This is a genomic window from Aeromicrobium sp. Leaf291 (assembly GCF_001423365.1).
In the GTDB taxonomy this organism is placed as follows: Bacteria; Actinomycetota; Actinomycetes; order Propionibacteriales; family Nocardioidaceae; genus Aeromicrobium.
Genome location: NZ_LMNM01000003.1, coordinates 591,461 through 613,801 on the forward strand (window position 1 = coordinate 591,461; position 22,341 = coordinate 613,801).

Genomic DNA, 22,341 nt, shown 5'->3' on the forward strand with positions numbered 1-22,341 from the left:
GGTGGTCAGGCGGGCTGGCGCGACGCGGTGGCGCGACGCGCGAGCAGGTAGAGCTCGCAGCCGAGGCAGAAGCCGACGGCCGCGTTGAGGAGCGCGGCCACGAGGGCGAGAGCCGTGGCGGCGTAGCCCACGGCGTCCGCTCCGGCGACGAAGCCCACGAGGGCGACGGCCACGAACGCGAGGCCGACCGTCTGCGCGAACCGCGGAGGGCGGGCGTCCTCGGGCTCGGCCGGCGGGCCGATGCGCGGTCGGACGAGCCGCGCGAAGGCGACCGCGTACGGCGAACGGTGCAGGTGACCGCTCGCGCCGATCGCGAACACGATGCCCTGCGCGGCGAGCAGGACGACGGCGGCCGAGGTCGGCAGGACCAGGGCCAGCGCCAGCACGACCGACGTGATCGCCGCGGCGAAGCGCTGGCCGCGCGGGTCCACGTGCGTGGGACGTGACATGAGGAACTCCTGGAGGAGGGAGGCGCGCGCGACCGCAGGGGTCGACGTCGGCCGGGACAGGTCGGCTCGTGACCGCGGGTGGGTGCTCGCGCGGTCGATCAGCGAGGACGACAGAGCGCGGAGCGCGTGCGGCAGTGGTCCACCGCGAGGCGCCGCGTCAGGTTCGTCGAGCCGGTCATGGGACCAGCGTAGGCCGCGCGCGGCTGCGAACCTGCTTTCTGTCTCGCATGACGGACAGCCGTCTCGCAGAATGGACGGGTTGCCCGCGGAGACCGAGAGTGTCAGCGAGGCGCGTCAGGCGTCGAGGACCGCCACCACCTGGTCCCGACGCGGGAGACCGGACGCGCGGCTCAGCACCACGCCGTCGGCATCGACGACGAGCACGGTGGGCGTGCGCAGGATGTTCAGCCTTCGGACCAGGTCGAGGTGGGACTCCGCGTCGACCTCCACGTGCGCGACGTCGGCCCGGGTCGAGACGACGTCGGTGAGCAGGGCCCGGGTGGCACGGCACGGGCTGCAGAAGGCGCTGGAGAACTGGACGAGCGTGAGCCGGTCGCCCAGTGCCGCACCGATCTCGTCGGCCGTGACGCGCGGGACGTCCGCGAGCTCGCCCGACCCAGCGGGCTCGACCGGGTCGGCGGTGCCCTCCGTGGCGGCCGCGGGACGGCTCGTGAACCGGCCGTTGCGCCGCTGCATCACGAGGGCGAGCAGGGCCGTGGCCACGAGGGCGGCGACGAGGACGAGGGCACCGGTCACCTGCCCAGGCTACGTGGACGGACCACGTCCGAATCAGACCACGAGGACCGCGAGCTGGGCGCCCAGGTGCGCCACCGGAGCTGCCAGGGCCACCGAGAGCGCCGCCGGGAACACCCAGAGCTCCGGCCCCGACGTCGTCCCACCGGCGGTCCAGGCACGGCCGACCACCTGGCCCAGCAGGGCGCACAGCGCCGCACCCGCGCCGACGGCCGTGCCGAGGACCCACGTGCCGGACCCGTCGACGACGAGCGGGACGGCCGCTCCCGCACCTGCCCCGGCCAGGACGGCCACCGACGCGAGCACCACGCGGTCGCCCGGCGCGGCCCAGACGAGCACGGCGACCGACAGCCCGACGCCGGCCATGAGGACCACGTCGGTCGACAGGGACGCCCGCGCTGCCGCCACCCAGCCCGCGGCCAGCGTGGCCAGGACGCCGAGCGTCACCGTCGCAGCGGTGGAGCGGACGAGGTGCTCGCGGCCGTCGCGGCGCAGCATCTGGGTGAACCAGGCGAGGGCCACCACGACGGCCACCCCGGCGAGGACGCCCGCGAGCACGCCGGACGACAGGAGCGCGTCGCGGGCCGCCCGCGTGCCGGAGGTCCCGGCGAGCAGGCTCGGATCGAGGGCCAGCCCGGTGGCCACCAGGCTGCCGGCCACGACCGGCACGAACGCGCCCGAACGGACCTGCTCCAGGCCCGCCGAGGGCGGGGCCGCGGCCACCAGGACCTGGACGAGCAGCACGCCGGCGGCGACCAGCCACAGCTCACCCGTGGTCACGGCGAGAGCGAGCAGCCCCGCGAGCGCGGTCGACAGCAGCGACGACACGAGGCGGGGCATCTGAGCATGATGCCAAACCAGCCGGTGCCCCGCGGCCGGTTCAGCCACCGGCGAAGGGGGGCAGGAACTCGACCAGCGACCCCGGCTCGAGCGCCACGTCGGCGTGGTCGCGACCCCCGACCGGCACCTCGCCGACGAGCACGGAGCAGATGCCCAGGACGTCCGCGAAGCGCCGGTCCCCCGGGCGTCGTCGCACCACGGCGGCCTCCACCTCGGCCAGCGTGGCGCCGACGACGGTCTCCGTCTCGACGCCCGCGGCGGCACGCGCGGCAGCCCAGTAGCGCACCGTGACGCCGTCACGACCGCTCGCAGCGGCGAGTGTGACGTCGTTCTCTTCCGCGACACCTTCTGGTGATTCGTCCGACACATGCACTATTCTCGACCATGCGACGAGGCCACGGTGACATCACCTGGCCTCTTGTCATAACCAGCACCACCAGCACGCACGCACGCAGCACCAGCAACACCACAGAAGCCCAGCAACACCACGGAAGCACTGACGCAGGCGGTCCCCTCGGGGTGACGCTCCGGACCGGTACCACCTGCGTGCGGCGGGCACCGCGCCCGCGGCAGAACGACGGAGGGACCTCGTGTCGCACCTCTTGCTCCTGACCAAGAGCACCCAGTCCTCGGTGGAGGTGCTGCCCGCGCTCGCGCTGCTGCCCCACCACGTCAAGATCCTCCCCGCCGAGGCGAGCGCGCTGATCGACGCGCCACCGTCCGACGCGGTCCTCGTCGACGGTCGCCACGACCTCGCCCAGGTGCGCAGCCTCACCCGGGTCATCCGCACGACCGGCATCGAGTGCCCGCTCGTGCTGATCCTCACCGAGGGCGGCCTCGCGGTCGCCGCCTCGGACTGGGGCATGGACGACGTCATCCTCACCACGGCAGGACCCGCCGAGCTGGAGGCACGCCTCCGCCTCGCCATGGGACGCGTGGCCGCCGGCCAGGACGGCGACGACGACTCCCACCTCATCGCCTCCAGCGGCCTGGTCGTCGACGAGGCCACCTACACCGCCAAGCTCGAGAACCGCACGCTCGACCTCACCTTCAAGGAGTTCGAGCTGCTCAAGTTCCTCGCCCAGCACCCCGGCCGGGTGTTCACCCGCCAGCAGCTGCTGCAGGAGGTGTGGGGCTACGACTACTTCGGCGGCACGCGCACGGTCGACGTCCACGTGCGTCGACTCCGCGCCAAGCTGGGCACCGAGCACGAGACGCTCATCGGCACCGTGCGCAACGTCGGCTACCGCTTCGTCGCCACCACCCCCGACACCGAGGAGCGTCCCTCGCAGGCCGCCTCCAGGGTCCCGGGTCCGGGTGCCCGCGCCTGACGGACCACGACGCCCGGCGCGTCAGCCCTGCAGCATCAGGGCGGCCACGGTGACGCCGGATGCCACGACGAGCGCTCGCAGGACCAGGTCGGGCAGGCGTCGACCGATGATCGACCCGACGTAGCCGCCGCCGACGGACCCGGCCCCGAGCAGGAGCACGACGGTCCAGTCCAGGGGTGCGACGAAGACGAAGATCGCGGTCGCGACGAGGTTGGACGCGAGGATCGCGCCCGTGCGCAGTGCGCTGATCACGGCCATCGGCAGCTCCAGCCCGAAGGCCAGCACGGCGATCATCATGACGCCCTGCCCGGCGCCGAAGTAGCCGCCGTAGACCCCGCACGCCGCGGTGCCGAGCCCCACGCCGGCGCCCACCCGCGGCGGGCCGGTCACGTGGTCGGGGCCCCGCCGGGACCGGACCCGTCGCGAGATGAGCGGCTGCGTGGCCACCAGCGAGCAGGCGAAGAGGATGAGCCAGGGCACGGCCGACTCGAACACCGAGGAGGGGAGCCGCAGGAGCAGGAGCGCGCCGACCACGGCGAACAGGCCGCTGAGCCCGAGCACGGTCGCGGTCACGCGAGGGTGCAGGGAGAGCTCGCGGCGGTAGCCGAAGGACCCGCTGAGCCCGGCCGGCACCAGTCCCACGGTGTTGGAGGCGTTGGCCGTGACGGGCGGGACGCCGAGCGCCACGAGGACCGGGAAGCTCACCAGGGACGCCACGCCGATCGACGCGGTGGCGATGCCCGCACCGAAGCCCGCCGCGACGATCGCGGCGACCTCCCCCGCGCTCACGCGGGTGGTTCGCGCAGGATCGCGACGTCGCTGACCTGCTCGACGTGGTCGTGCATGGCTCGCGCCGCCTCGTCGGCGTCGCCGGCGCGGATGGCGGCCGCGATCCGTCGGTGGGCGGCGAGCGAGTCGCGGGGCCGGCCGGGCTGGCCGAGGGACTCGATGCGGGTCTCGAGCACGAGCTCGCTGATCTCGGCCATCATGCGGGCCAGCAACGTCGAGTGCGCGGCGGCGGTGACGGCGGCGTGGAACTGCTCGTCGCCGGCGACGCCGCGACCGCCGGCGTCGATGTCGGCCTCCATGCCGTCGAGCGCGGCGTCGATGGCGTCGGCGTCGGCGTCGCTGCGGCGCTGCGCGGCGAGCGCGGCGATCTTGGTCTCGAGCGCGTCGCGGGCGTCGATGACGTCGGGCAGCCGCTGGGCGTGCTCGCGGATCGCCTCGGTGATGCGCCGGACCCCGGAGCCCCCCGTGAGGATCGCGCCGTCGCCGTGGCGCACCGTGACGGCGCCGACGACCTCGAGCGCGACGAGCGCCTGGCTGACCGTGGCGCGGCTGACGCCGAGGCGCGTGGCGAGGTCGCGCTCGGGCGGGAGACGGTCGCCGGCGCCGAGCCCGTTGTCGGCGACCCACGTGGCGATCTGCTCGGCCACCTGCTCGTAGAGGCGGGGGCGCGCGACCGGTCGGAGGCCGTCGTTCGGGGAAGCCATGGAGCCAGGGTATTGACAATCGGCTCAGATGACTATTGGCTAGGCCACTGATCCATCGGGGGTGACTCCCGTCACACGACCCTCGTCACGACTGCACAGGAGGCTCCCGCCATGGGACCGGAACTCATCGCGATCATCGCGCTCGTCGCGCTGTTCGTCATCGGCACGCTGCTGCCGATCAACATGGGAGCCCTGGCCTACGTGGCCGCGTGGCTCGTCGGCATGTACGCGCTCGACCTCGACGAGAAGGAGATCCTCGCCGGGGTGAGCGGCGACCTGATCCTCACCCTGATCGGCGTCACCTACCTCTTCGCGATCGCGAAGAACAATGGCACCGTCGACCTCATCGTCACCACCGCCGTGAAGGCGGTCGGCGGGCGCGTCGCGCTGATCCCGTGGGTCATGTTCGCGGTCACCGCGCTCCTGACGTCCATCGGCGCAGCGAGCCCCGCGGCCTGCGCCATCATCGGCCCCATCGCGCTCGGCTTCGCCGGCAAGTACAAGATCAGCCCGCTCATGATGGGCATGTTCGTCGTGCACGGCGCCCAGGGCGGCGGCTTCTCCCCCATCAGCATCTACGGCACCATCACCAACTCGGTCATGCGCGAGAACGGCCTGCCCGTCAGCGAGATGACGGTGTTCCTCGCCAGCCTCGTGGTCAACCTGGTCATGGCCGCCATCCTGTTCTTCGCCCTCGGTGGTCGCCGCCTCATGTCGCAGCGCATCGAGCCCGGCGACGACGACACCCTGACCGCCGACCTGCACACCGGTGGCGCGAAGGTGACCGCCCGCGGCTACGGCGTCGACGCCCCCACCGGCACCGCCGCGACGGGCGTCCGCACCGACCAGGTGCTCACGCTCGTCGCCTTCGTGGGCGTGGCCGTCGTGGCCCTCGCCTTCGACAAGAACATCGGCTTCGTGGCCATCACCGCCGCCGTCATCCTCGCCATGCTGTCGGCACAGGAGCACAAGGGCGCCGTCAGCCAGATCGCCTGGCCGACCGTCCTGCTCGTGGCCGGTGTCAGCACGTACGCCGCGATCCTCACGCAGGCCGGCTCGCCGGAGTACGTCGGTGGCTGGGCCGCCGGCCTCGGCGCCGTGGCCATCGGCGCCCTGATCCTCTGCTACGTCGGCGGCGTGGTCTCGGCGTTCGCGTCCTCCACCGCGCTGCTGCCCGTGATCGTGCCGATCGCCATCCCGCTCATCGTCGACGGCGGCATCCACCCGGCCATGTTCATCGCGGCCCTGGCCATCAGCTCGACCATCGTCGACGTGAGCCCGTTCTCCACGAACGGCGCGCTCATGCTCGCGAACCGGCCGGACACCGTGACCGAGCAGGTCTACTACAAGCAGATCCTGACCTACAGCGTGATCGTGGTGCTGGTGGGTCCGCTGCTCGTCTGGGCCGCGCTCGTGCTGCCGGGATGGGGGGCCTGACATGACGAGCTCCGGACCGCTCTCGGACCTGCTGGTCGTCGACCTCTCCCGCGCTCTCGCCGGGCCGCACGCCACGATGATGCTGGGCGACCTCGGCGCCCGCGTGGTCAAGATCGAGGCCCCCGGCCACGGCGACGACACCCGCGGATGGGGTCCGCCCTTCCGCTGGCCCCACGCCGACGGGCACGTCGGCACGGCCGACGAGGCCGACCCCGACGGGCAGCGCGAGTCGACCTACTTCCTGTCGGCCAACCGCAACAAGGAGTCGGTGGCGCTCAACCTCAAGGACGAGGCCGACCGCGACGTCTTCCTCGCCCTGGTCGACCGCGCGGACGTGCTGGTCGAGAACTTCCGCACGGGCGTGCTCGAGCGTCTCGGGCTCGGCCTCGACGGCCTGTGCGAGCGCAACCCCCGCCTCGTGGTGCTCTCGATCACCGGCTTCGGGCACGACGGGCCCGAGGGGGGCCGCTCCGGCTACGACCAGATCGCCCAGGGCGAGGCCGGGCTGATGTCCATCACGGGCTCCTCGCCGGACGATCCCCAGAAGGTCGGCACCCCGATCTCGGACATCCTGGCCGGCATGTACGGCGCCTACGGCGTCATGACCGCGCTGCACGAGCGGGAGCGGACCGGCCGCGGCCAGGTGGTGCGCACGTCGCTGCTCGCCGCCACGGTCGGCGTCCACGGCTTCCAGGGGACCCGCTGGACCGTCGCGGGCACCGTCGGCCGGGCGCAGGGCAACCACCACGCGTCCATCTCGCCGTACGGCCTGTTCCGCTGCGCCGACGGAGCCGTGCAGATCGCCGTCGGGAGCGAGGGCCTCTGGCACGACTTCTGCGCCGGCTTCGACGTCGACCCCGACCTCGAGGGCTTCGCGACGAACCCCGAGCGGGTCGCCCGTCGCGAGGAGGTCGTCGAGCTGGTCGAGCAGGTCTTCGCCGACTGGAAGGCCGAGGACCTGCTCGCGCGGCTCGCCGAGGTCGGCATCCCCGCCGGCAAGGTGCGCACCCTCGACGAGGTCTACGCCTGGGACCAGACCCACAGCCAAGGGCTCCTCGTCGACGTCGAGCACGCGACCCTGGGTAGCGTGACGCTGCCGGGTCCGCCGTTGCGGTTCTTCGACGGCGGCGGGGTCGAGACGACCCGCACCGACCACCAGGCACCCCCCACGCTGGACCAGCACGGCGGCTCCGTCCGTCGCTGGATCGACGAAGGAGAACGATGACCGAGCGTCAGAGCGGTGGGCGGATCGGCGCCCACGACCTGGTGGAGCTCGTGCTCGACCCCGGGTCCCACGAGTCCTGGGACGAGCCGATCGACGTCTCGGGCTACTCCCCCGAGTACCGCGCCGCGGTCGAGAAGGCCGCGGCACGGGCCGGCACCGACGAGTCCGTGATCACCGGGCGGGGCCTCGTGAAGGGCCGGCCCGTGGCCTTCGTGCTCAACGAGTTCGGCTTCCTCGCCGGATCCATCGGTCGAGCCGCCGCCCAGCGCATCACGAGCGCCGTCCGCCGGGCCACGGCCGAGGGCCTGCCCCTGCTCGCCTCCACGGCCTCGGGCGGCACCCGCATGCAGGAGGGCACGCCCGCGTTCGTGCACATGGTCGACATCTCCCGCGCGATCATGGACCACCGCGCGGCCGGTCTGCCCTACCTCGTGCACCTGCGGCACCCCACCACCGGCGGCGTGTTCGCCTCGTGGGGCTCGCTCGGGCACGTCACGGTGGCCGAGCCCGGCGCCCTCGTCGGCTTCCTCGGGCCCAAGGTCTACGAGCTGCTGGAGGGTCGGCCGTTCCCGGCCGGCGTCCAGGTCAGCGAGAACCTGGCCGAGCGGGGCATCATCGACGAGGTCGTGCTGCACGACGAGCTGCCGATGGTCGTCGACCGCGCCCTCGGCATCCTGGTGGACGCCGCAACGGAGTCCACGCGGGACCGCCGCCCGGGTCGCGAGCCCGACGCCGAACGTCGCCTGAGCACGTGGGAGTCCATCGAGCTCACCCGCGGCGAGGGACGCGCCGGGGTGCGCCACCTGCTCCGGCACGGCAGCGACGCCACCGTGCGGCTGCAGGGAACCGACGAGGGCGAGCGTGACAGCGCGATGCTCGTGTCCCTGGCGCGCCTGGACGGCGTCCCGTGCGTCGTGGTCGGCCAGGACCGCACCACCCAGACGCCCGCCAACCCCATGGGGCCGGCGGCGCTGCGCGAGGCACGGCGCGGGATGCGTCTGGCCCAGGAGCTGGGCCTGCCGCTCGTCTCCGTCATCGACACGCCGGGCGCCGAGCTCTCCCCCGAGGCCGAGGAAGGATCGATCGCCGGCGAGATCGCCCGCTGCATCGCCTCGATGTCGACCCTCACCGTCCCGTCGGTGTCGGTGCTGCTGGGCCAGGGCTGCGGTGGCGGCGCGCTCGCGCTCCTGCCGGCCGACGTCGTGGTGGCCACCGAGAACGCGTGGCTGTCACCCCTGCCGCCCGAGGGTGCGAGCGCGATCGTGCACGGCGACGTCGACCACGCGCCCGAGATGGCCGAGCAGCAGCGCGTCTCGGCGCTCGACCTGCACGAGCTCGGCACCGTGCACCACGTGGTGCCGGAGCCGGCGGACGACACGCCGGAGGCGCTCGCGAGCGCGGTGGCGGCCGAGGTCGGCCACCAGCTGCGTCGGCTCGCCGACCTGCACCGCGGCTGACCCCCGCGGCGCGCCGACCACGGACCCGGTGCGCCGCGGGGTCTCGCACCCCGCGTCATCATGGAGGCATGAGCCTGTCCGACCTCGCCCGTGCCGCCACCGACGTCGACGGCGTGGAGCCCCTCAACGAGGCGACCCGCATCGCGCTGCGGGAGGGCGACGAGCCCCGCGTGCTGCTGGAGCGCGACGAGGTGGCGGCCGCGGTCGCCTTCTCCGACGCACCCGCCGAGCTGGTGGTGCATCCCGACCACCGCCGCCAGGGCATCGGCCGGGCGCTCCTGGACCAGCTGGTCGACCGCGGGGAACGTCGGCTCTGGGCGCACGGCGACCTGCCCGCCGCACAGGCGCTGGCCGCCTCGGCCGGGTTCACGCCCGAGCGCACCCTGCTGGTCCTGCGTCTCGTGCTCGGCGAGCAGGCCCCCCAGGAGCGGGCGATCGAGGGCGTCACGCTGCGCGGCTTCCGTCCCGACGACACCGACGCGGTCGTCGCGGTGAACGGGCGCGCGTTCGCCCACCACCCCGAGCAGGGCGCCATGGACCGCGCCGACTTCGAGCGGCGCGCTGCCGAGCCGTGGTTCGACCCCGCAGGCCTGTTCGTCGCGGAGGACGAGCGGGGCGAGGTCGTCGGCTTCCACTGGACCAAGGTCGAGGGGGACACCGGCGAGGTCTACGTCGTGGGGGTCGACCCGGCCGCGCACGGCCGCGGGCTCGGCACCGCCCTCACCGCGCGCGGTCTGCGCCACCTGCACGAACGAGGCCTGCGGACCGTCGACCTCTACGTCGAGGGCGACAACGACGCCGCCCTCACCGTCTACCGTCGGCTCGGCTTCGTCGAGCACGCACGCGACACGCTCTACGCCCGCGCGTGAGCCGCGCCGACGTCAGCTGAGACCGCGCTGCAGCGCGGCGGCGGCCCGGCGCATGGCCCGCGGCGCGGAACGACCGATGCCCACCATGTTCGCGAAGCCGTGGATGAGCCCGCGCTCCTCCACGTGCTCCACCGTGACGCCGGCGGCCCGCAGGTGCTCCACGTACGCGGTGCCCTCGTCGCGCAGTGGGTCGAAGCCCGCCGTCACGACGTAGGCGGGTGCCGCTCCGGTGGCGTCCTGGCGCAGCGGGGACAGTCGCGCGTCGGCCCGGTCCTCGTCACCGGCCAGGTAGCTGTCGGAGCACAGGTCCATGAAGGCCTTCGTGAGCAGGTACCCCTCGCCGAGGAGCGTCCGGCTGGGGAGCTCCTCCACGAAGTCGGTGGCCGGGTAGATCAGCAGCTGGAAGGCCGGCGCGACCACGTCGTCGGCGTGGGCGGCGTGCTGCGCCACGAGGGCCGAGAGGTTGCCGCCGGCACTGTCGCCGCCCACGGCGATGGCGGACGGCTCGATGCCGAGGCCGGTGGCGTGCTCGGTGACCCAGCGCCAGGCGGCCCACGCGTCCTCGAAGCCGGCCGGGAACTGCGCCTCCGGCGCCAGGCGGTAGTCGACGGAGACGACCCGCACCTGCGCCTCCTCGGCCAGGAACCGGCAGACGGCGTCGTAGGCGTCGAGGTCGCCGTAGACCCAGCCGCCGCCGTGCAGGTACACGAGCGCCGGGGACCGGCCGCTGAGTCCTCGGGGCGTGTAGAAGCGCAGGGCGAGCGGTCCGCCGGGGCCGTCGATGGTGCGGTCGGTGACCGCACCGATCGGCTGGGCGCCGCCGAGCATCTGGAAGGCCTCGGTGTACATGCGACGGCCGCGAGTGATCGACAGGGTCTCCACGGCGGGGCCCTGCAGGCCCATGATCCGCAGGAGGAGCTGCATCTCCGGATCGAGCGTGCGGCCCTCGACGGTGCGGGGCCGACCGGCGAGCCGCCTGATCACCGGCGTGGGGAGGGAGAAGAGGCCTTGGGCGCCCTTGGCCTGCACCAGCGCCAGCAGCTTCGTCGTCGACACCATGCGCGCACCATAGCGCCCCACGTCGGTCCATGACCCCCGTGTCCGCCGCGACGTCGGCGTCCGTCGAGCCCGGCACACGTCGTCGTTCAAGCACTGTTCACCTGGGCTTGCGACACTCGACGTGTGGACACCACCGATCTGGACCTCCCCGCGGTCGAGACACCCGCATCACCCGACGAGTTCGACGTCGACCCGCCGTTCGACCCCGCCGACGGCGAGCTGCCCGCGGACCGCTTCCTCGACCGAGAGCTGTCGTGGATCGCGTTCAACGCCCGGGTGCTCGAGCTCGCCGACGACGCCTCGCTGCCCCTGCTCGAGCGCGTGCGCTTCCTGTCGATCTTCGCCAGCAACCTCGACGAGTTCTTCATGGTGCGCATCGCCGGCCTCAAGCGCCGCATCGCCGCCGGCGTGGCCGTGCCCTCGGCCAGCGGCTTCCACCCCAAGGACGTGCTCGCCAGCAGCCTCGAGGCCAGCCACGGCCTCATGATCGAGCAGGCACGCGCCTTCGCGTCCGACGTCGTGCCGGCGCTCGCCGAGGCGGGCATCGCCCTCGTCCGCTGGGACGACCTGACGCCGAGCGAACGCGCCGACGTCAGCGCCACCTACCGCGACCGGGTCTTCCCGGTGCTCACGCCGCTGGCGGTCGACCCGGCCCACCCCTTCCCCTACATCTCCGGCCTCTCGCTGAACCTCGCCCTGGTGCTGCGCAACCCCGAGACCGGCAAGCAGCACTTCGCGCGCGTCAAGGTCCCGCCGATCATCGACCGCTGGATGCCGACGAGCGACGGTCGCCACGTCCCCCTCGAGGACGTCATCGCCGCCCACCTGGACCTGCTGTTCCCCGGCATGGAGATCGTGGCCCACCACGCGTTCCGCGTGACCCGCAACGAGGACCTCGAGGTCGAGGAGGACGACGCCGAGAACCTGCTCAAGGCGCTCGAGAAGGAGCTGCTGCGGCGCCGCTTCGGCCCGCCCGTGCGGCTGGAGGTCGAGGAGACGATCGACGCCGAGGTGCTCGACCTGCTCGTCTCCGAGCTGGGCATCAGGCAGGACGAGGTGTTCCGTCTCCAGGGTCCGCTCGACCTGCGCAGCCTGGGCGAGATCGCCGACCTCGACCGTCCCGAGCTGAAGTTCGACCCGTTCGTCCCGGGCACCCACGAGCACCTGGCGGAGGTCGAGACCGCGAGCCCCGCCGACCTCTTCGGCACGCTGCGTCGCCGCGACGTGCTCGTGCACCACCCGTACGACTCCTTCGCCACGAGCGTGCAGCGCTTCATCGAGCAGGCCGCCGCCGACCCGCACGTGCTCGCCATCAAGCAGACGCTCTACCGCACGTCGGGCGACTCCCCCATCATCGACTCCCTCGTCGATGCCGCCCGTGCGGGCAAGCAGGTGCTCGTGCTCGTGGAGATCAAGGCCCGCTTCGACGAGCAGGCCAACATCCGCTGGGCCCGCAAGCTGGAGCGCGCCGGCTGCCACGTCGTCTACGGCCTGGTGGGGCTGAAGACGCACTGCAAGCTGGCCCTCGTGGTGCGTGACGAGCCCGACGGGCTGCGCCGGTACGCCCACCTCGGCACGGGCAACTACAACCCCAAGACGGCCCGCCTCTACGAGGACTTCGGCCTGCTGACGAGCGACCCCGACATCACCAACGACCTGCTCGAGCTGTTCAACGCCCTCTCGGGGTTCGCCCACCAGAGCGAGTACCGCAGCCTCATGGTGGCTCCGTCGGGCCTGCGCGAGGGCCTGCTGGAGCACATCGGTCGCGAGATCGAGCACCACCGGGCCGGACGGCCCGCCGGGATCTCGTTCAAGGTGAACTCCCTCGTCGACGAGGGCGTCATCGACGGTCTGTACCAGGCGTCGCGCGCCGGCGTCCCCGTGCGACTCGTCGTGCGCGGCATCTGCACGCTCCGACCGGGCGTGCCGGGGCTGAGCGACAACATCGAGGTGCGCAGCGTGCTCGGGCGCTACCTGGAGCACAGCCGGGTCTACTGGTTCGCCGGTGGCGGGAGCCCCGAGGCCTGGATCGGGTCGGCCGACCTCATGCACCGCAACCTCGACCGCCGTGTCGAGGTGCTGGTGCGGGTGCCCAGTGCCGAGCACGTGCAGACGCTCGGTGACCTGCTCGCCAGGATGGCCGACGACGCCACCAGCTCCTGGCACCTCGGCGCCGACGGCACGTGGACCCGCCACGCGACCGAGCGCGACGTGCAGACCGAGCTGATCGCCCGCGCCAAGCGCCGCCGCAGCCGCGCGGCCTCCTGAGGCCGTTCAGCAGGCGGCGAAGAGCAGGGCGCCCGTGCCGAGCATGAGCACGGTGCCGTCGGCGGACCGGTCGAACGACAGCGCCACCGTGGCCTGGTCCACCGTGGTGGAGGGGTCGCGCAGCTCGTCCTCCACCTGGCCGGTGCGCCCGATGAAGGGGCCGGTCGCGAGCCGCTCGCGGATCGGCGCCTGCTCCCGGGCGGTCGAGACGTCGTCAAACGTCATCGCGAAGGTCGCGGTCTGTGCACTGGCGCCGGAGCCCCCGCGGTCGGTGAGGGACCGCCCCGCGAACGAGTAGGCCTGCAGACGGCCCTCACGCGCCTGCACGGCGTCGGCGGCGGCGCGGTCGGTGTCGGGCACCGCGGCGGCGTCGCACCCCAGCGAGCCCGCCTGCAGCAGCACGGTGTCGGTGCCGGCCAGGGCCTGGGCGGTGTCGGCCGCCTGGCGCACCGTGGCGAGCGACGCGTCGCGGCCCGTGGCCGTCCGCACGACCTGGTCGGCGGCCTCGGGCGCGGTGGCGGCCACCAGCACGCCGGCCGAGCGCACGAGCCGCACCGCGGTGAACTGGTCACCGAGACCGTTCTCGGTGAGGACCTGCGGCGTGGCGCTCCACCCGTCGCCGTCCTGGTCGAACCCGGCCTCGCGAAGACCGTCCTCGACCTCGCTCCAGGACAACGCGTCACCGGGTGCGACCACCAGGACCCCGGCACCGAGGTCCTGCACGAACGCCTCCCAGCGGACGTCGTCGGTCGACCAGCCGAGCGCCTGGGGCACGGCCTCGCCGATGTCGGAGAGCGCCGACCGCGTGGCCAGGTCGCGCGTGGCGGGATCGGCCACCCCGGAGTCGCGGATGCGGTCCCAGTCGGTGAAGCCCAGCACCGTCGTGTCGGCCGGGGCGACCGCCAGCGCCGACGCCAGCGGCCCGCGGACGTCGGCCCGCCCGAGGACCTGCTGCCCCGGTCCCGTGACGGCCCAGGCGACCCCGGCGGCGAGCGCGAGCACCACGAGCGGGACGACGGCGAGCACCACGACCGACGGGCTCCTGCGCACCACCGGACCACCTCCTCGTCGTCTCGCCAGGTCGGTTCGTCACCGTCTGGACACCTTGGACGTGAACAATACGAGGCATGTCACGTGAACGTCCGCTGACCGCCGCCGGCGCCGTCACCTGGAGGCGCGCCACCCCTCGTCCCGACGACACGAGTCGACGCCCCGTCGAGCTCCTCCTCGTGCACCGTCCGCGCTACGACGACTGGACGTTCCCGAAGGGCAAGCCCGACCCCGGGGAAGACCTGGTGACGACCGCGGTCCGCGAGGTCGCCGAGGAGACCGGGCAGCGGATCCGGCTCGGCCACCCGCTGCCCGACACGCAGTACCGCGTGGCCGGCGGCCCCAAGCGGGTCAGCTACTGGGCGGCCCGTGTGGTCGGCCGCACCGAGACGCCCTTCGTGCCGAACCGCGAGGTCGACGAGGTGCGGTGGGTGCGGCCGGGGCACGCCCGCAAGCTCCTCAGCTACGACCACGACCACGACCTGCTCGAGGCCTTCCTGGACCTGCGCGACGACAAGGCCCACCGCACCCGCACGCTCGTCGTGGTCCGCCACGGCAAGGCGAGGGCGCGCGAGAGCTGGTCCGGGGAGGACGCGCTCCGCCCACTGACCCTCGTCGGCGAGCGCCGCGCCGAGGCCCTCGTGCCGATCCTGCAGGCGTACGGGGTGCGGCGCGTCGTCACCAGCCCGGCCGAGCGCTGTGCGGCCACCGTGGAGCCCTTCGCCCGGTCCATCGGCGCGTTCCTGAAGATCGACGACCGGCTCACCGAGGACACCCGCCGCTCCGACGTGCGCCGCTGCGTCGACGCCGTCCTCGACGCCAAGCCCCCCGCCGTGATCTGTGGGCACCGCCCGACGCTTCCGTGGGTGTTCGAGGCGCTGGGGGTCGAGGCCCCCGACCTCGCCCCCGGCGAGGGGGTCGTGCTGCACCACCGCCGCGGGAAGGTGCTCGCCTCCGAGCCGCTGGGGAGACCTGCGTCACCCCGCTGACCAGCGACGAGTCCGCTTCCTTCGCCCATCGTTCACCGGCCGTTCACCGTCCTACGGGTCCCGATACACCTGGCTTCCCTAGCGTCCACGACGACAGAAGCATGTGATCATCGAAGGGACACCCCCCGTGAACCGCACCACGCTGCGTGCAGCCGCCCCCGCGGCACTCGCTCTCACCCTCGCTCTCGGACTCTCCGCCTGTGGCGCCTCCAACGAGGGCGACTCCGGCTCGGGCTCGGGCGACTCGTCGCTCTCCGGCACCCTCAACGGTGCCGGTGCCAGCTCGCAGGAGGCTGCCGTCGGCGCCTGGAAGGCCGGCTTCCAGTCCGCCAACAGCGACGTGACCGTGAACTACGACCCCGCCGGCTCCGGCGCCGGTCGCGAGCAGTTCATCGCCGGTGGCGTCGACTTCGCCGGCTCCGACGCCTACCTCGAGGACGACGAGCTCACCAAGGCCCAGGAGCGCTGCGGCGGTCCGGTCGTCGAGGTCCCCACCTACGTCAGCCCCATCGCGGTCATCTACAACCTCGAGGGCGTGGACGAGCTGAACCTCTCGCCCGAGAACATCGGTGCGATCTTCGAGGGCAAGATCACCAAGTGGAACGACTCGGCCATCGCGGCCGACAACCCCGACGCCGACCTCCCGGACACCACGATCACCCCCGTCCACCGCTCGGACGACTCGGGCACCACCAAGAACTTCACCGCCTACCTCGAGGCCGCCTCCGGTGGCTCGTGGAGCGGCGGCGAGGTCGAGACCTGGCCGATCAAGGGTGGCGAGGCCGCTCAGGGCACGTCGGGCGTCGTCCAGGCCGTCACCAACGGCAACGGCACGATCGGCTACGCCGACGAGTCGCAGGCCGGTGACCTCGGCCAGGCCAAGGTCAAGGTCGGCGACGAGTTCGTCGAGGTCAGCCCCGAGGCCGCGGCCAAGGTGCTCGACACCGCCACCGAGGTCGAGGGCCGCGACGCCACCGACATCGCCCTCGACATCGAGCGCGACACCACCGAGGCCGGCGTGTACCCGATCGTCCTCGTGTCGTACATGATCGGCTGCGAGTCCTACGACGAGGCGCCGAAGGCCGACCTCGTCAAGGGCTGGCTCGAGTACGTGACCAGCGACGAGGGCCAGAAGACGGCCGCCGAGCAGGCCGGCTCCGCGCCGCTCACGGCGGACTTCGCCAGCAAGGTCGCCGAGGCCGTCGGCGCCATCAAGGCCGCCAGCTGATCGGATCCGGTCCCCGACCTCAGGCCCCCACGGGCCGGGTCGGGGACCGGACCGGCTCGTCTCCCCCCTACCCGGAAGGACCGTCGTGACCTCGAAGCTCGCCCCCGAGCCTCCCCAGGCCCGCCGCGCCCCGACGCGCCCCGGCGACCGAGTGTTCTTCGGCCTCTCCTTCGGCGCCGCGCTCCTCATCCTGCTGACGCTCGCCGGCGTCGCCCTCTTCCTGACCGTCGAGGGCATCCCGGGCATCACGGCCTCGCCCGACGAGGTGAAGAGCGGCCAGAGCTTCGTGCCCTACGTGTGGCCGCTCGTCTACGGCACGCTCCTCGCCGCGGTGCTCGCCCTGGTCATCGCGGTTCCCGTGGCCATCGGTGTGGCGCTGTTCATCTCGCACTACTCGCCGAAGCGACTCGGGTCGGTCTTCGGCTACGTGATCGACCTGCTGGCCGCGGTCCCGAGCGTCGTCTACGGAGCCTGGGGCATCATCTTCCTCGCCCCGACGATCGTGCCCTTCTACCGGTGGCTGAACGAGAACCTGGGCTTCATCCCCCTGTTCGCCGGACCGCCGTCGCCGACGGGGAGCACCATCCTCACCGCCGGCATCGTGCTGTCGATCATGATCCTGCCGATCATGACCGCCATCTGCCGGGAGATCTTCCTGCAGACGCCGCGTCTGCACCAGGAGGCCGCGCTCGCACTCGGCGCCACCCGCTGGGAGATGGTCCGCATGGCCGTCTTCCCGTACGCGCGATCCGGCATCGTCTCCGGCGCGATGCTCGGCCTGGGCCGCGCGCTCGGCGAGACGATGGCGGTGGCCATGGTGCTCTCGCCCGCGTCGGTCGTCACGGCCAACCTGATCAGCTCGACCAACCCCAGCACGATCGCGGCCAACATCGCCCTCAGCTTCCCCGAGGCCAGCGGCCTGACCGTCAACGCGCTCATCGCCTCCGGCCTCGTCCTGTTCGTCATCACCTTCGCCGTCAACTTCGCCGCCCGCGCGATCGTGGACCGGCGCAAGGACTTCTCGGGAGCCAACTGATGACCACCACCGATCCCCGTCCCCAGCGCTCCCGCGAGACCGAGGAGCTCCTCGACTCCCTGCGCGGCGCGACGCTGCCGCTATGGGCGCCGCGCGTCGTGGTCGGAGCCGCTGCCACGGTCGCGGTCCTGGCCTCCCTCTCCGGCATCGGACCGGTCCGGGGCGTCCTGCTCGGCTGGTTCCTCACCTTCGCGCTGCCGATCTGGTCGCGCCTCGTGGAGGGCAGCCGCAAGGCCGTCGACCGGCTCGTCACGCTCCTCGTCTTCTCCGCCTTCGGCCTCGCGCTCATCCCACTGGCCAGCATCATCTGGACCGTGCTGTCGCGCGGCGTGCCCGTGCTGTCCGGCGAGTTCCTCAACGCCTCGATGCGCAACGTCGTGGGCGAGGGCGGCGGGATCTACCACGCCATCATGGGCACGCTGCTCATCACCGGCGCAGCGACGCTCATCAGCGTGCCGATCGGCCTGTTCACCGCCATCTACGTGGTGGAGTACGGCGCCGGCAAGAAGATCTCCAGCTGGATCCGCTTCCTCGTCGACGTCATGACCGGCATCCCGTCGATCGTGGCCGGCCTGTTCGCCTACGCCCTGTTCGTCATCTTCTTCGGTGAAGGCGTGCGCATGGGCATCGGCGGCTCGGTGGCCCTCTCGGTGCTGATGATCCCCGTGGTGGTGCGCTCCAGCGAGGAGATGCTCAAGCTCGTGCCGAACGAGCTGCGCGAGGCCGCGTTCGCCCTGGGCGTGCCGAAGTGGCGCACCATCGCGAAGGTCGTGGTGCCCACGGCCCTGGCCGGCATCGTCACCGGCATCACGCTCTCGATCGCCCGTGTGATCGGCGAGACGGCCCCGTTGCTGATCATCGCCGGCGCCACGGACTCCACCAACTTCAACCTCTTCGACGGACGCATGGCCACGCTGCCGGTGTTCGCCTACTCCTCGATCCGCTACCCGGGCGTCCCGCCGGAGTTCAGCATCGACCGCGCATGGGGAGCGGCGCTCGTGCTGCTCGCCCTCGTGATGCTGCTCAACCTCGTCGCACGTCTCGTGTCGTACTTCTTCTCACCCAAGGGCGAAAGGTAAACCCCGATGGCCAAGAGCATCGACGTCTCCGACCTGAACATCTACTACGGCGACTTCCTCGCCGTGGAGGGCGTCAACATCGCGATCCCCGCCCGCGCGGTGACCGCCTTCATCGGCCCCTCGGGCTGCGGCAAGTCGACCTTCCTGCGGTCGCTGAACCGCATGCACGAGGTCATCCCCGGCGCCTACGTGCAGGGCAAGGTGCTCATCGACGGCGAGGACCTCTACGCCGACGAGATGGACCCGGTGAACGTGCGCCGCATGGTGGGCATGGTCTTCCAGCGCCCCAACCCGTTCCCGACGATGTCGATCTACGACAACGTGCTGGCGGGCCAGAAGCTCAACAGCAAGCGGATGAAGAAGTCCGAGTCCGACGACATCGTGGAGCGCTCGCTGCGCAGCGCCGGTCTGTGGGCCGAGGTCAAGGACCGCCTCGCCCGCCCGGGCTCCGGGCTGTCGGGTGGTCAGCAGCAGCGCCTGTGCATCGCCCGCGCCATCTCGGTGGAGCCCGAGGTGCTGCTCATGGACGAGCCGTGCTCGGCCCTCGACCCGATCTCCACGAGCGTCATCGAGGACCTGATCCACGAGCTCAAGGAGAAGTACACGATCGTCATCGTCACCCACAACATGCAGCAGGCGGCGCGTGTCTCCGACGACACCGCGTTCTTCAACCTGGCGGGCGTGGGCAAGCCGGGCAAGCTCGTCGAGTTCGGCCGCACGGAGAAGATCTTCTCCAACCCCGAGGAGTCGGCCACCGAGGCCTACATCCAGGGCCGGTTCGGCTGAGCCGACCGAGCAACGCGTCCTCGACGCCCGTCCCTCTCCGGGGCGGGCGTCGCTGCGTTCCGCCCCGGTCTCGCCGATTCCCAGGTCGACCTGGGAATCTCCCGGGCTGCATGGTTCTCCCAAGGCGGCACGGGAAGCAACCCGTGCATCCCGGGGTTCAGCCCCGGCCGGGTCAGGGCAGGAAGAACTGGGCGACGCCGTAGAACCCCGCCGCGACCGCGGCAGCCGCGGGGATGGTGACGATCCAGGCGGTGACGATGCCCTTGGCCACGCCCCAGCGCACCGCGCTGAAGCGCTTGGTGGCGCCCGAGCCCATGATGGCCGAGGTGATCGTGTGCGTCGTCGAGACGGGGGCGTGCAGGCCGATCGCCATCACGTAGAGCACCGTGGCGGCCACGCCCTCGGCCGCGAAGCCGCGGGGCGGGTCGAGGTCGATGATGCGACGCCCGAGGGTGCGCATGATGCGCCACCCGCCCGAGTAGGTGCCGGCCGCGATGGCGGAGGCGGCGGCGATGATGACCCAGAGCGGGACGTCGGAGCCGTCCTCGAACCCACCGGCGACGAGCGCGAGGACGATGACGCCCATCGTCTTCTGCGCGTCCTGCAGGCCGTGGCCGAGCGACATGCCGGCCGCCGAGACGGTCTGCGCGTGGCGGAAGCCGCGGGCGACCTTCCCTGGGTTGGCCTTGCGGAATATCCACATGATGGCCGTCATCAGGGCGAAGGCACCCGCGAAGCCCAGCAGCGGCGAGAGCACCATCGGGATGGCGACCTTCTCGACGAGGGTCGCCCAGTCGACTGCCGTGGCCGAGGCAGCGCCGGCGCCGACGATGCCGCCGATGAGGGCGTGCGACGACGACGAGGGGATGCCGAAGTACCAGGTGATGAGGTTCCAGGTGATCGCGCCGATCAGCGCCGCCAGCACGATCGTCAGGCCGTGGGCGCGATCCATGTCGACGCCGGACGACACCCGTGAGTCGATGTCGATGATGCCTTGGATCGTCTGGGCCACCCCCACACCGAGCAGGGCCCCCACGAAGTTGAGGACCGCCGCCATCGCCAGGGCGATGCGCGGGGTGAGGGCACGCGTCGAGATCGAGGTCGCGATCGCGTTGGCCGCGTCGTGGAACCCGTTCGTGTAGTCGAAGACGAGCGCGATCACGACGACGGCAATCACCATCGTCAGGACGAGGTCCATGGCTCAGGACTCCTTGACGGCGATCTGCTCCACCGTGTTGGCCACGGACTCCAGGGCGTCGATCGCGTGCTCGAGGGAGTCGACGACGTCCTTGAGCTTCAGGACCTCCAGCGACTTGTAGCTGCCGCTGAACAGGTCGGCGAGGATGCGCCGGTAGGACCGGTCGCCCTGGTTCTCGAGGCGGTTGATCTCGATCCAGTACTCCTCGAGGTCCTTCATGGTGCGCAGTCGGGGCATGGCCTCGGCGGTCAGCTGGCAGGCGCGCTGCAGGACCTCGACCTGGGCGGCGAACTGGCTGGGCAGCTCGCCGATCTCGTAGAGGCCGATCAGGTCGACCGTCTCCTCCATGAAGTCCATGACGTCGTCGAGGCTGCTGGCGAGGCGGTAGATGTCCTCGCGGTCGAACGGCGTCACGAACGTCGAGTTGACCCGCTTGACGATCTTGTGGGTCGTCTCGTCGGCCTGGTGCTCGGCGTCGCGCATCTGCTCGCCGAGGGCGACGCGGTCGACGTCGGGGTCGAGGACTTGTGCCAGGAGGTTGGCACCGTGCACGAGGTGGGATGCGGCTTCTGCGAAGAGGTCGTAGAAGGACGTCTCCACCGGACGGATGCGAAATCGCACGCCAAGCTCCTGTCGATTCGGTTCAGGCCGAGACAACTGTAGGTGCTGACGTTCACCAAGTGTCAATCGGCCGGACCTCGAGGGTCCGTTCAGCGGATGTCGAGGCCGAGGAACGCGTCGACCTCGGCCTGCGTCATGGGGGTCTCGCGGTTCGACGCGGCGATGATCAACCGGCTCGTGAGCTCGATCTCGTCGAGCACGTCGTCGTCGCGAAGACGATCGTCGAGGGGCTCGAGCATGGGGTGCTCCGATGATGCAAGGGGATGTCCACCGCCCGGGGGGAGGCGGTGCGCCCAGGGTAACCCCACCGGCCACCTCTCGGCAGCAGTTCGCGCCGATGGCGACGGCCCGGCGGCCGCGTCCACCGAACGCTGGCAGACTGGCCTCGCCAGGGCCTCTAGCTCAACTGGCAGAGCAGCGGACTTTTAATCCGCGGGTTGTGGGTTCGAGTCCCACGGGGCCTACGACTCCGCCGCCGCGCGCCGGATCCACGATCCGGACCTGGCCGGTCAGCCGAGCCCGGCCGTCGCGTCGATCGAGGGAAGGGGCTCCGCGCACAGGCGCTCGGCCTCGGCGCGCTCGAGCCCGAGGGCCACGAGGACGTCGGACGTGACACCGTCGACCGTCTCGGCCTCGTCGAGCCCTGGACGCTCGTGCAGGAGGTGACCCAGCTCGATCATGGCGCCGGTGACCACCACCATCGCGCGGTCCAGGTCCATGTCGAGGAAGCGTCCGGCCTCCTGCGCCGCGCGGATGTCGCGGCGGGCGCGCGGCCCCATCCCGTCCGGCGACTGGGAGAGCGCATGGCCCTGAGTCAGCAGCACGCGACTGATCTGGGGCTCGAGCCGGTGCAGGCGTCCCGTGAGCCGGAAGCTGCGCGCGAAGAGGGCCGCCGGATCGGTCGTGCCGTCGTCGACGGCGTCCAGGGACTCCGCCCACTGCGACAGTGCGGACTCGATCGCGGCGGCGAACAGCTCGTCCTTCGAGGCGAAGTGGTTGTAGAAGGTCCCGATGCCCACGTCGGCGCGCTCGGTGACCTCCTGGATCGGGACGCCCAGCCGGCCCTCCACCAGCAACCCCTGCGCTGCCTCGATGAGGGCGGCGCGCGTGCGGGCACGGCGCTTGTCGAAGCGTGACGTGCTCACAGGGGCGGCCATGGCGACGATCCTAGCC

23 protein-coding genes and 1 tRNA gene are annotated in these 22,341 nt (G+C 72.0%); 12 read left to right on the forward strand and 12 right to left on the reverse strand.

Annotated elements, in window-relative coordinates:
* Positions 1-5: 5 nt before the first annotated feature.
* From ASF35_RS16685 to ASF35_RS16700, 4 genes are all read right to left on the reverse strand, one after another.
* On the reverse strand, positions 6-449 hold the full coding sequence (locus ASF35_RS16685) for a DUF4395 domain-containing protein (protein WP_055970074.1): 444 nt from the start codon (positions 447-449) through the stop codon (positions 6-8).
* Positions 450-743: 294 nt separating this feature from the next.
* Entirely contained in the window at positions 744-1,205 is a 462-nt protein-coding gene (locus ASF35_RS16690; protein WP_055970077.1) for a thioredoxin family protein, read from the reverse strand.
* A gap of 33 nt (positions 1,206-1,238) precedes the next feature.
* Positions 1,239-2,042, reverse strand: coding sequence for a hypothetical protein (locus ASF35_RS16695; protein WP_055970080.1), 804 nt, complete (start codon positions 2,040-2,042; stop codon positions 1,239-1,241).
* Between the two features lie 40 nt (positions 2,043-2,082).
* Positions 2,083-2,328 (reverse strand): MoaD/ThiS family protein, encoded by a 246-nt coding sequence (locus ASF35_RS16700; RefSeq protein ID WP_055970081.1) that lies wholly within the window; start codon positions 2,326-2,328, stop codon positions 2,083-2,085.
* 304 nt (positions 2,329-2,632) lie between these two features.
* Between ASF35_RS16700 and ASF35_RS16705 the strand changes: the two genes are divergently transcribed.
* On the forward strand, positions 2,633-3,373 hold the full coding sequence (locus tag ASF35_RS16705; protein ID WP_055970084.1) for a response regulator transcription factor: 741 nt from the start codon (positions 2,633-2,635) through the stop codon (positions 3,371-3,373).
* Positions 3,374-3,394: 21 nt separating this feature from the next.
* On the opposite strand, the gene ASF35_RS16710 is transcribed toward ASF35_RS16705, so the two are convergent.
* Both ASF35_RS16710 and ASF35_RS16715 read right to left on the reverse strand, forming a co-directional pair.
* Positions 3,395-4,162, reverse strand: a complete 768-nt coding sequence (locus ASF35_RS16710) for a sulfite exporter TauE/SafE family protein (protein ID WP_055970088.1) — start codon at positions 4,160-4,162, stop codon at positions 3,395-3,397.
* Positions 4,159-4,866 (reverse strand): FadR/GntR family transcriptional regulator, encoded by a 708-nt coding sequence (locus ASF35_RS16715; protein ID WP_055970090.1) that lies wholly within the window; start codon positions 4,864-4,866, stop codon positions 4,159-4,161. Before ASF35_RS16715 ends, ASF35_RS16710 begins: the two co-directional genes overlap by 4 nt.
* Positions 4,867-4,977: 111 nt before the next feature.
* Between ASF35_RS16715 and ASF35_RS16720 the strand changes: the two genes are divergently transcribed.
* From ASF35_RS16720 to mshD, 4 genes are all read left to right on the forward strand, one after another.
* Entirely contained in the window at positions 4,978-6,303 is a 1,326-nt protein-coding gene (locus ASF35_RS16720) for an SLC13 family permease (protein WP_055970093.1), read from the forward strand.
* A 1-nt stretch (position 6,304) separates the two neighbouring features.
* Complete coding sequence (locus ASF35_RS16725) at positions 6,305-7,528, forward strand: CaiB/BaiF CoA-transferase family protein (protein ID WP_055970096.1); 1,224 nt, start codon at positions 6,305-6,307, stop codon at positions 7,526-7,528.
* The gene (locus ASF35_RS16730) at positions 7,525-8,985 is read left to right on the forward strand and encodes a carboxyl transferase domain-containing protein (protein ID WP_055970099.1); all 1,461 of its coding nucleotides are present in this window, start codon (positions 7,525-7,527) and stop codon (positions 8,983-8,985) included. The genes ASF35_RS16725 and ASF35_RS16730 overlap by 4 nt, the downstream gene beginning before the upstream one ends.
* 68 nt (positions 8,986-9,053) lie before the next feature.
* Positions 9,054-9,854, forward strand: a complete 801-nt coding sequence (mshD, locus tag ASF35_RS16735) for a mycothiol synthase (protein WP_055970102.1) — start codon at positions 9,054-9,056, stop codon at positions 9,852-9,854.
* Positions 9,855-9,866: 12 nt separating this feature from the next.
* Here mshD and ASF35_RS16740 read toward each other — a convergent pair whose 3' ends face one another.
* On the reverse strand, positions 9,867-10,913 hold the full coding sequence (locus tag ASF35_RS16740; RefSeq protein WP_055970105.1) for an alpha/beta hydrolase: 1,047 nt from the start codon (positions 10,911-10,913) through the stop codon (positions 9,867-9,869).
* Positions 10,914-11,036: 123 nt separating this feature from the next.
* Here ASF35_RS16740 and ASF35_RS16745 point away from each other — a divergent pair, with 123 nt between their 5' ends.
* Positions 11,037-13,181: an RNA degradosome polyphosphate kinase gene (locus ASF35_RS16745; protein ID WP_082495569.1), complete on the forward strand. Its 2,145-nt coding sequence runs from the start codon at positions 11,037-11,039 to the stop codon at positions 13,179-13,181.
* A 6-nt stretch (positions 13,182-13,187) separates the two neighbouring features.
* On the opposite strand, the gene ASF35_RS16750 is transcribed toward ASF35_RS16745, so the two are convergent.
* Positions 13,188-14,234, reverse strand: coding sequence for a hypothetical protein (locus ASF35_RS16750; protein WP_055970108.1), 1,047 nt, complete (start codon positions 14,232-14,234; stop codon positions 13,188-13,190).
* 74 nt (positions 14,235-14,308) lie between these two features.
* Here ASF35_RS16750 and ASF35_RS16755 point away from each other — a divergent pair, with 74 nt between their 5' ends.
* The 5 genes from ASF35_RS16755 to pstB all read left to right on the forward strand — a co-directional run bounded on the left by ASF35_RS16755 (position 14,309) and on the right by pstB (position 19,349).
* Positions 14,309-15,220, forward strand: coding sequence for an NUDIX domain-containing protein (locus ASF35_RS16755; RefSeq protein WP_055970110.1), 912 nt, complete (start codon positions 14,309-14,311; stop codon positions 15,218-15,220).
* Positions 15,221-15,347: 127 nt separating this feature from the next.
* Positions 15,348-16,448: a phosphate ABC transporter substrate-binding protein PstS gene (gene pstS / locus ASF35_RS16760; protein ID WP_055970113.1), complete on the forward strand. Its 1,101-nt coding sequence runs from the start codon at positions 15,348-15,350 to the stop codon at positions 16,446-16,448.
* Between the two features lie 85 nt (positions 16,449-16,533).
* Positions 16,534-17,484 carry a phosphate ABC transporter permease subunit PstC gene (pstC, locus tag ASF35_RS16765; RefSeq protein WP_055970115.1) on the forward strand — a complete coding sequence of 317 codons (951 nt, stop codon included), beginning with the start codon at positions 16,534-16,536 and terminating at the stop codon, positions 17,482-17,484.
* Complete coding sequence (pstA, locus tag ASF35_RS16770; RefSeq protein ID WP_055970119.1) at positions 17,484-18,563, forward strand: phosphate ABC transporter permease PstA; 1,080 nt, start codon at positions 17,484-17,486, stop codon at positions 18,561-18,563. Before pstC ends, pstA begins: the two co-directional genes overlap by 1 nt.
* A gap of 6 nt (positions 18,564-18,569) precedes the next feature.
* Complete coding sequence (pstB, locus tag ASF35_RS16775) at positions 18,570-19,349, forward strand: phosphate ABC transporter ATP-binding protein PstB (RefSeq protein WP_055970123.1); 780 nt, start codon at positions 18,570-18,572, stop codon at positions 19,347-19,349.
* A 172-nt stretch (positions 19,350-19,521) separates the two neighbouring features.
* Here the strand turns inward: pstB and ASF35_RS16780 are convergent, their stop codons facing one another.
* The 3 genes from ASF35_RS16780 to ASF35_RS18195 form a co-directional block, all read right to left on the reverse strand.
* Complete coding sequence (locus ASF35_RS16780; RefSeq protein ID WP_055970125.1) at positions 19,522-20,547, reverse strand: inorganic phosphate transporter; 1,026 nt, start codon at positions 20,545-20,547, stop codon at positions 19,522-19,524.
* Positions 20,548-20,550: 3 nt separating this feature from the next.
* Entirely contained in the window at positions 20,551-21,168 is a 618-nt protein-coding gene (locus ASF35_RS16785; RefSeq protein ID WP_055970137.1) for a DUF47 domain-containing protein, read from the reverse strand.
* An 89-nt stretch (positions 21,169-21,257) separates the two neighbouring features.
* Positions 21,258-21,407 carry a hypothetical protein gene (locus ASF35_RS18195; protein ID WP_156364687.1) on the reverse strand — a complete coding sequence of 50 codons (150 nt, stop codon included), beginning with the start codon at positions 21,405-21,407 and terminating at the stop codon, positions 21,258-21,260.
* 152 nt (positions 21,408-21,559) lie between these two features.
* Between ASF35_RS18195 and ASF35_RS16790 the strand changes: the two genes are divergently transcribed.
* Positions 21,560-21,632, forward strand: a tRNA-Lys gene (locus tag ASF35_RS16790).
* A 45-nt stretch (positions 21,633-21,677) separates the two neighbouring features.
* On the opposite strand, the gene ASF35_RS16795 is transcribed toward ASF35_RS16790, so the two are convergent.
* A complete protein-coding gene (locus ASF35_RS16795) occupies positions 21,678-22,325 on the reverse strand; it encodes a TetR/AcrR family transcriptional regulator (protein ID WP_055970147.1) in 648 nt (215 codons plus the stop codon).
* Between the last annotated feature and the right edge of the window lie 16 nt (positions 22,326-22,341).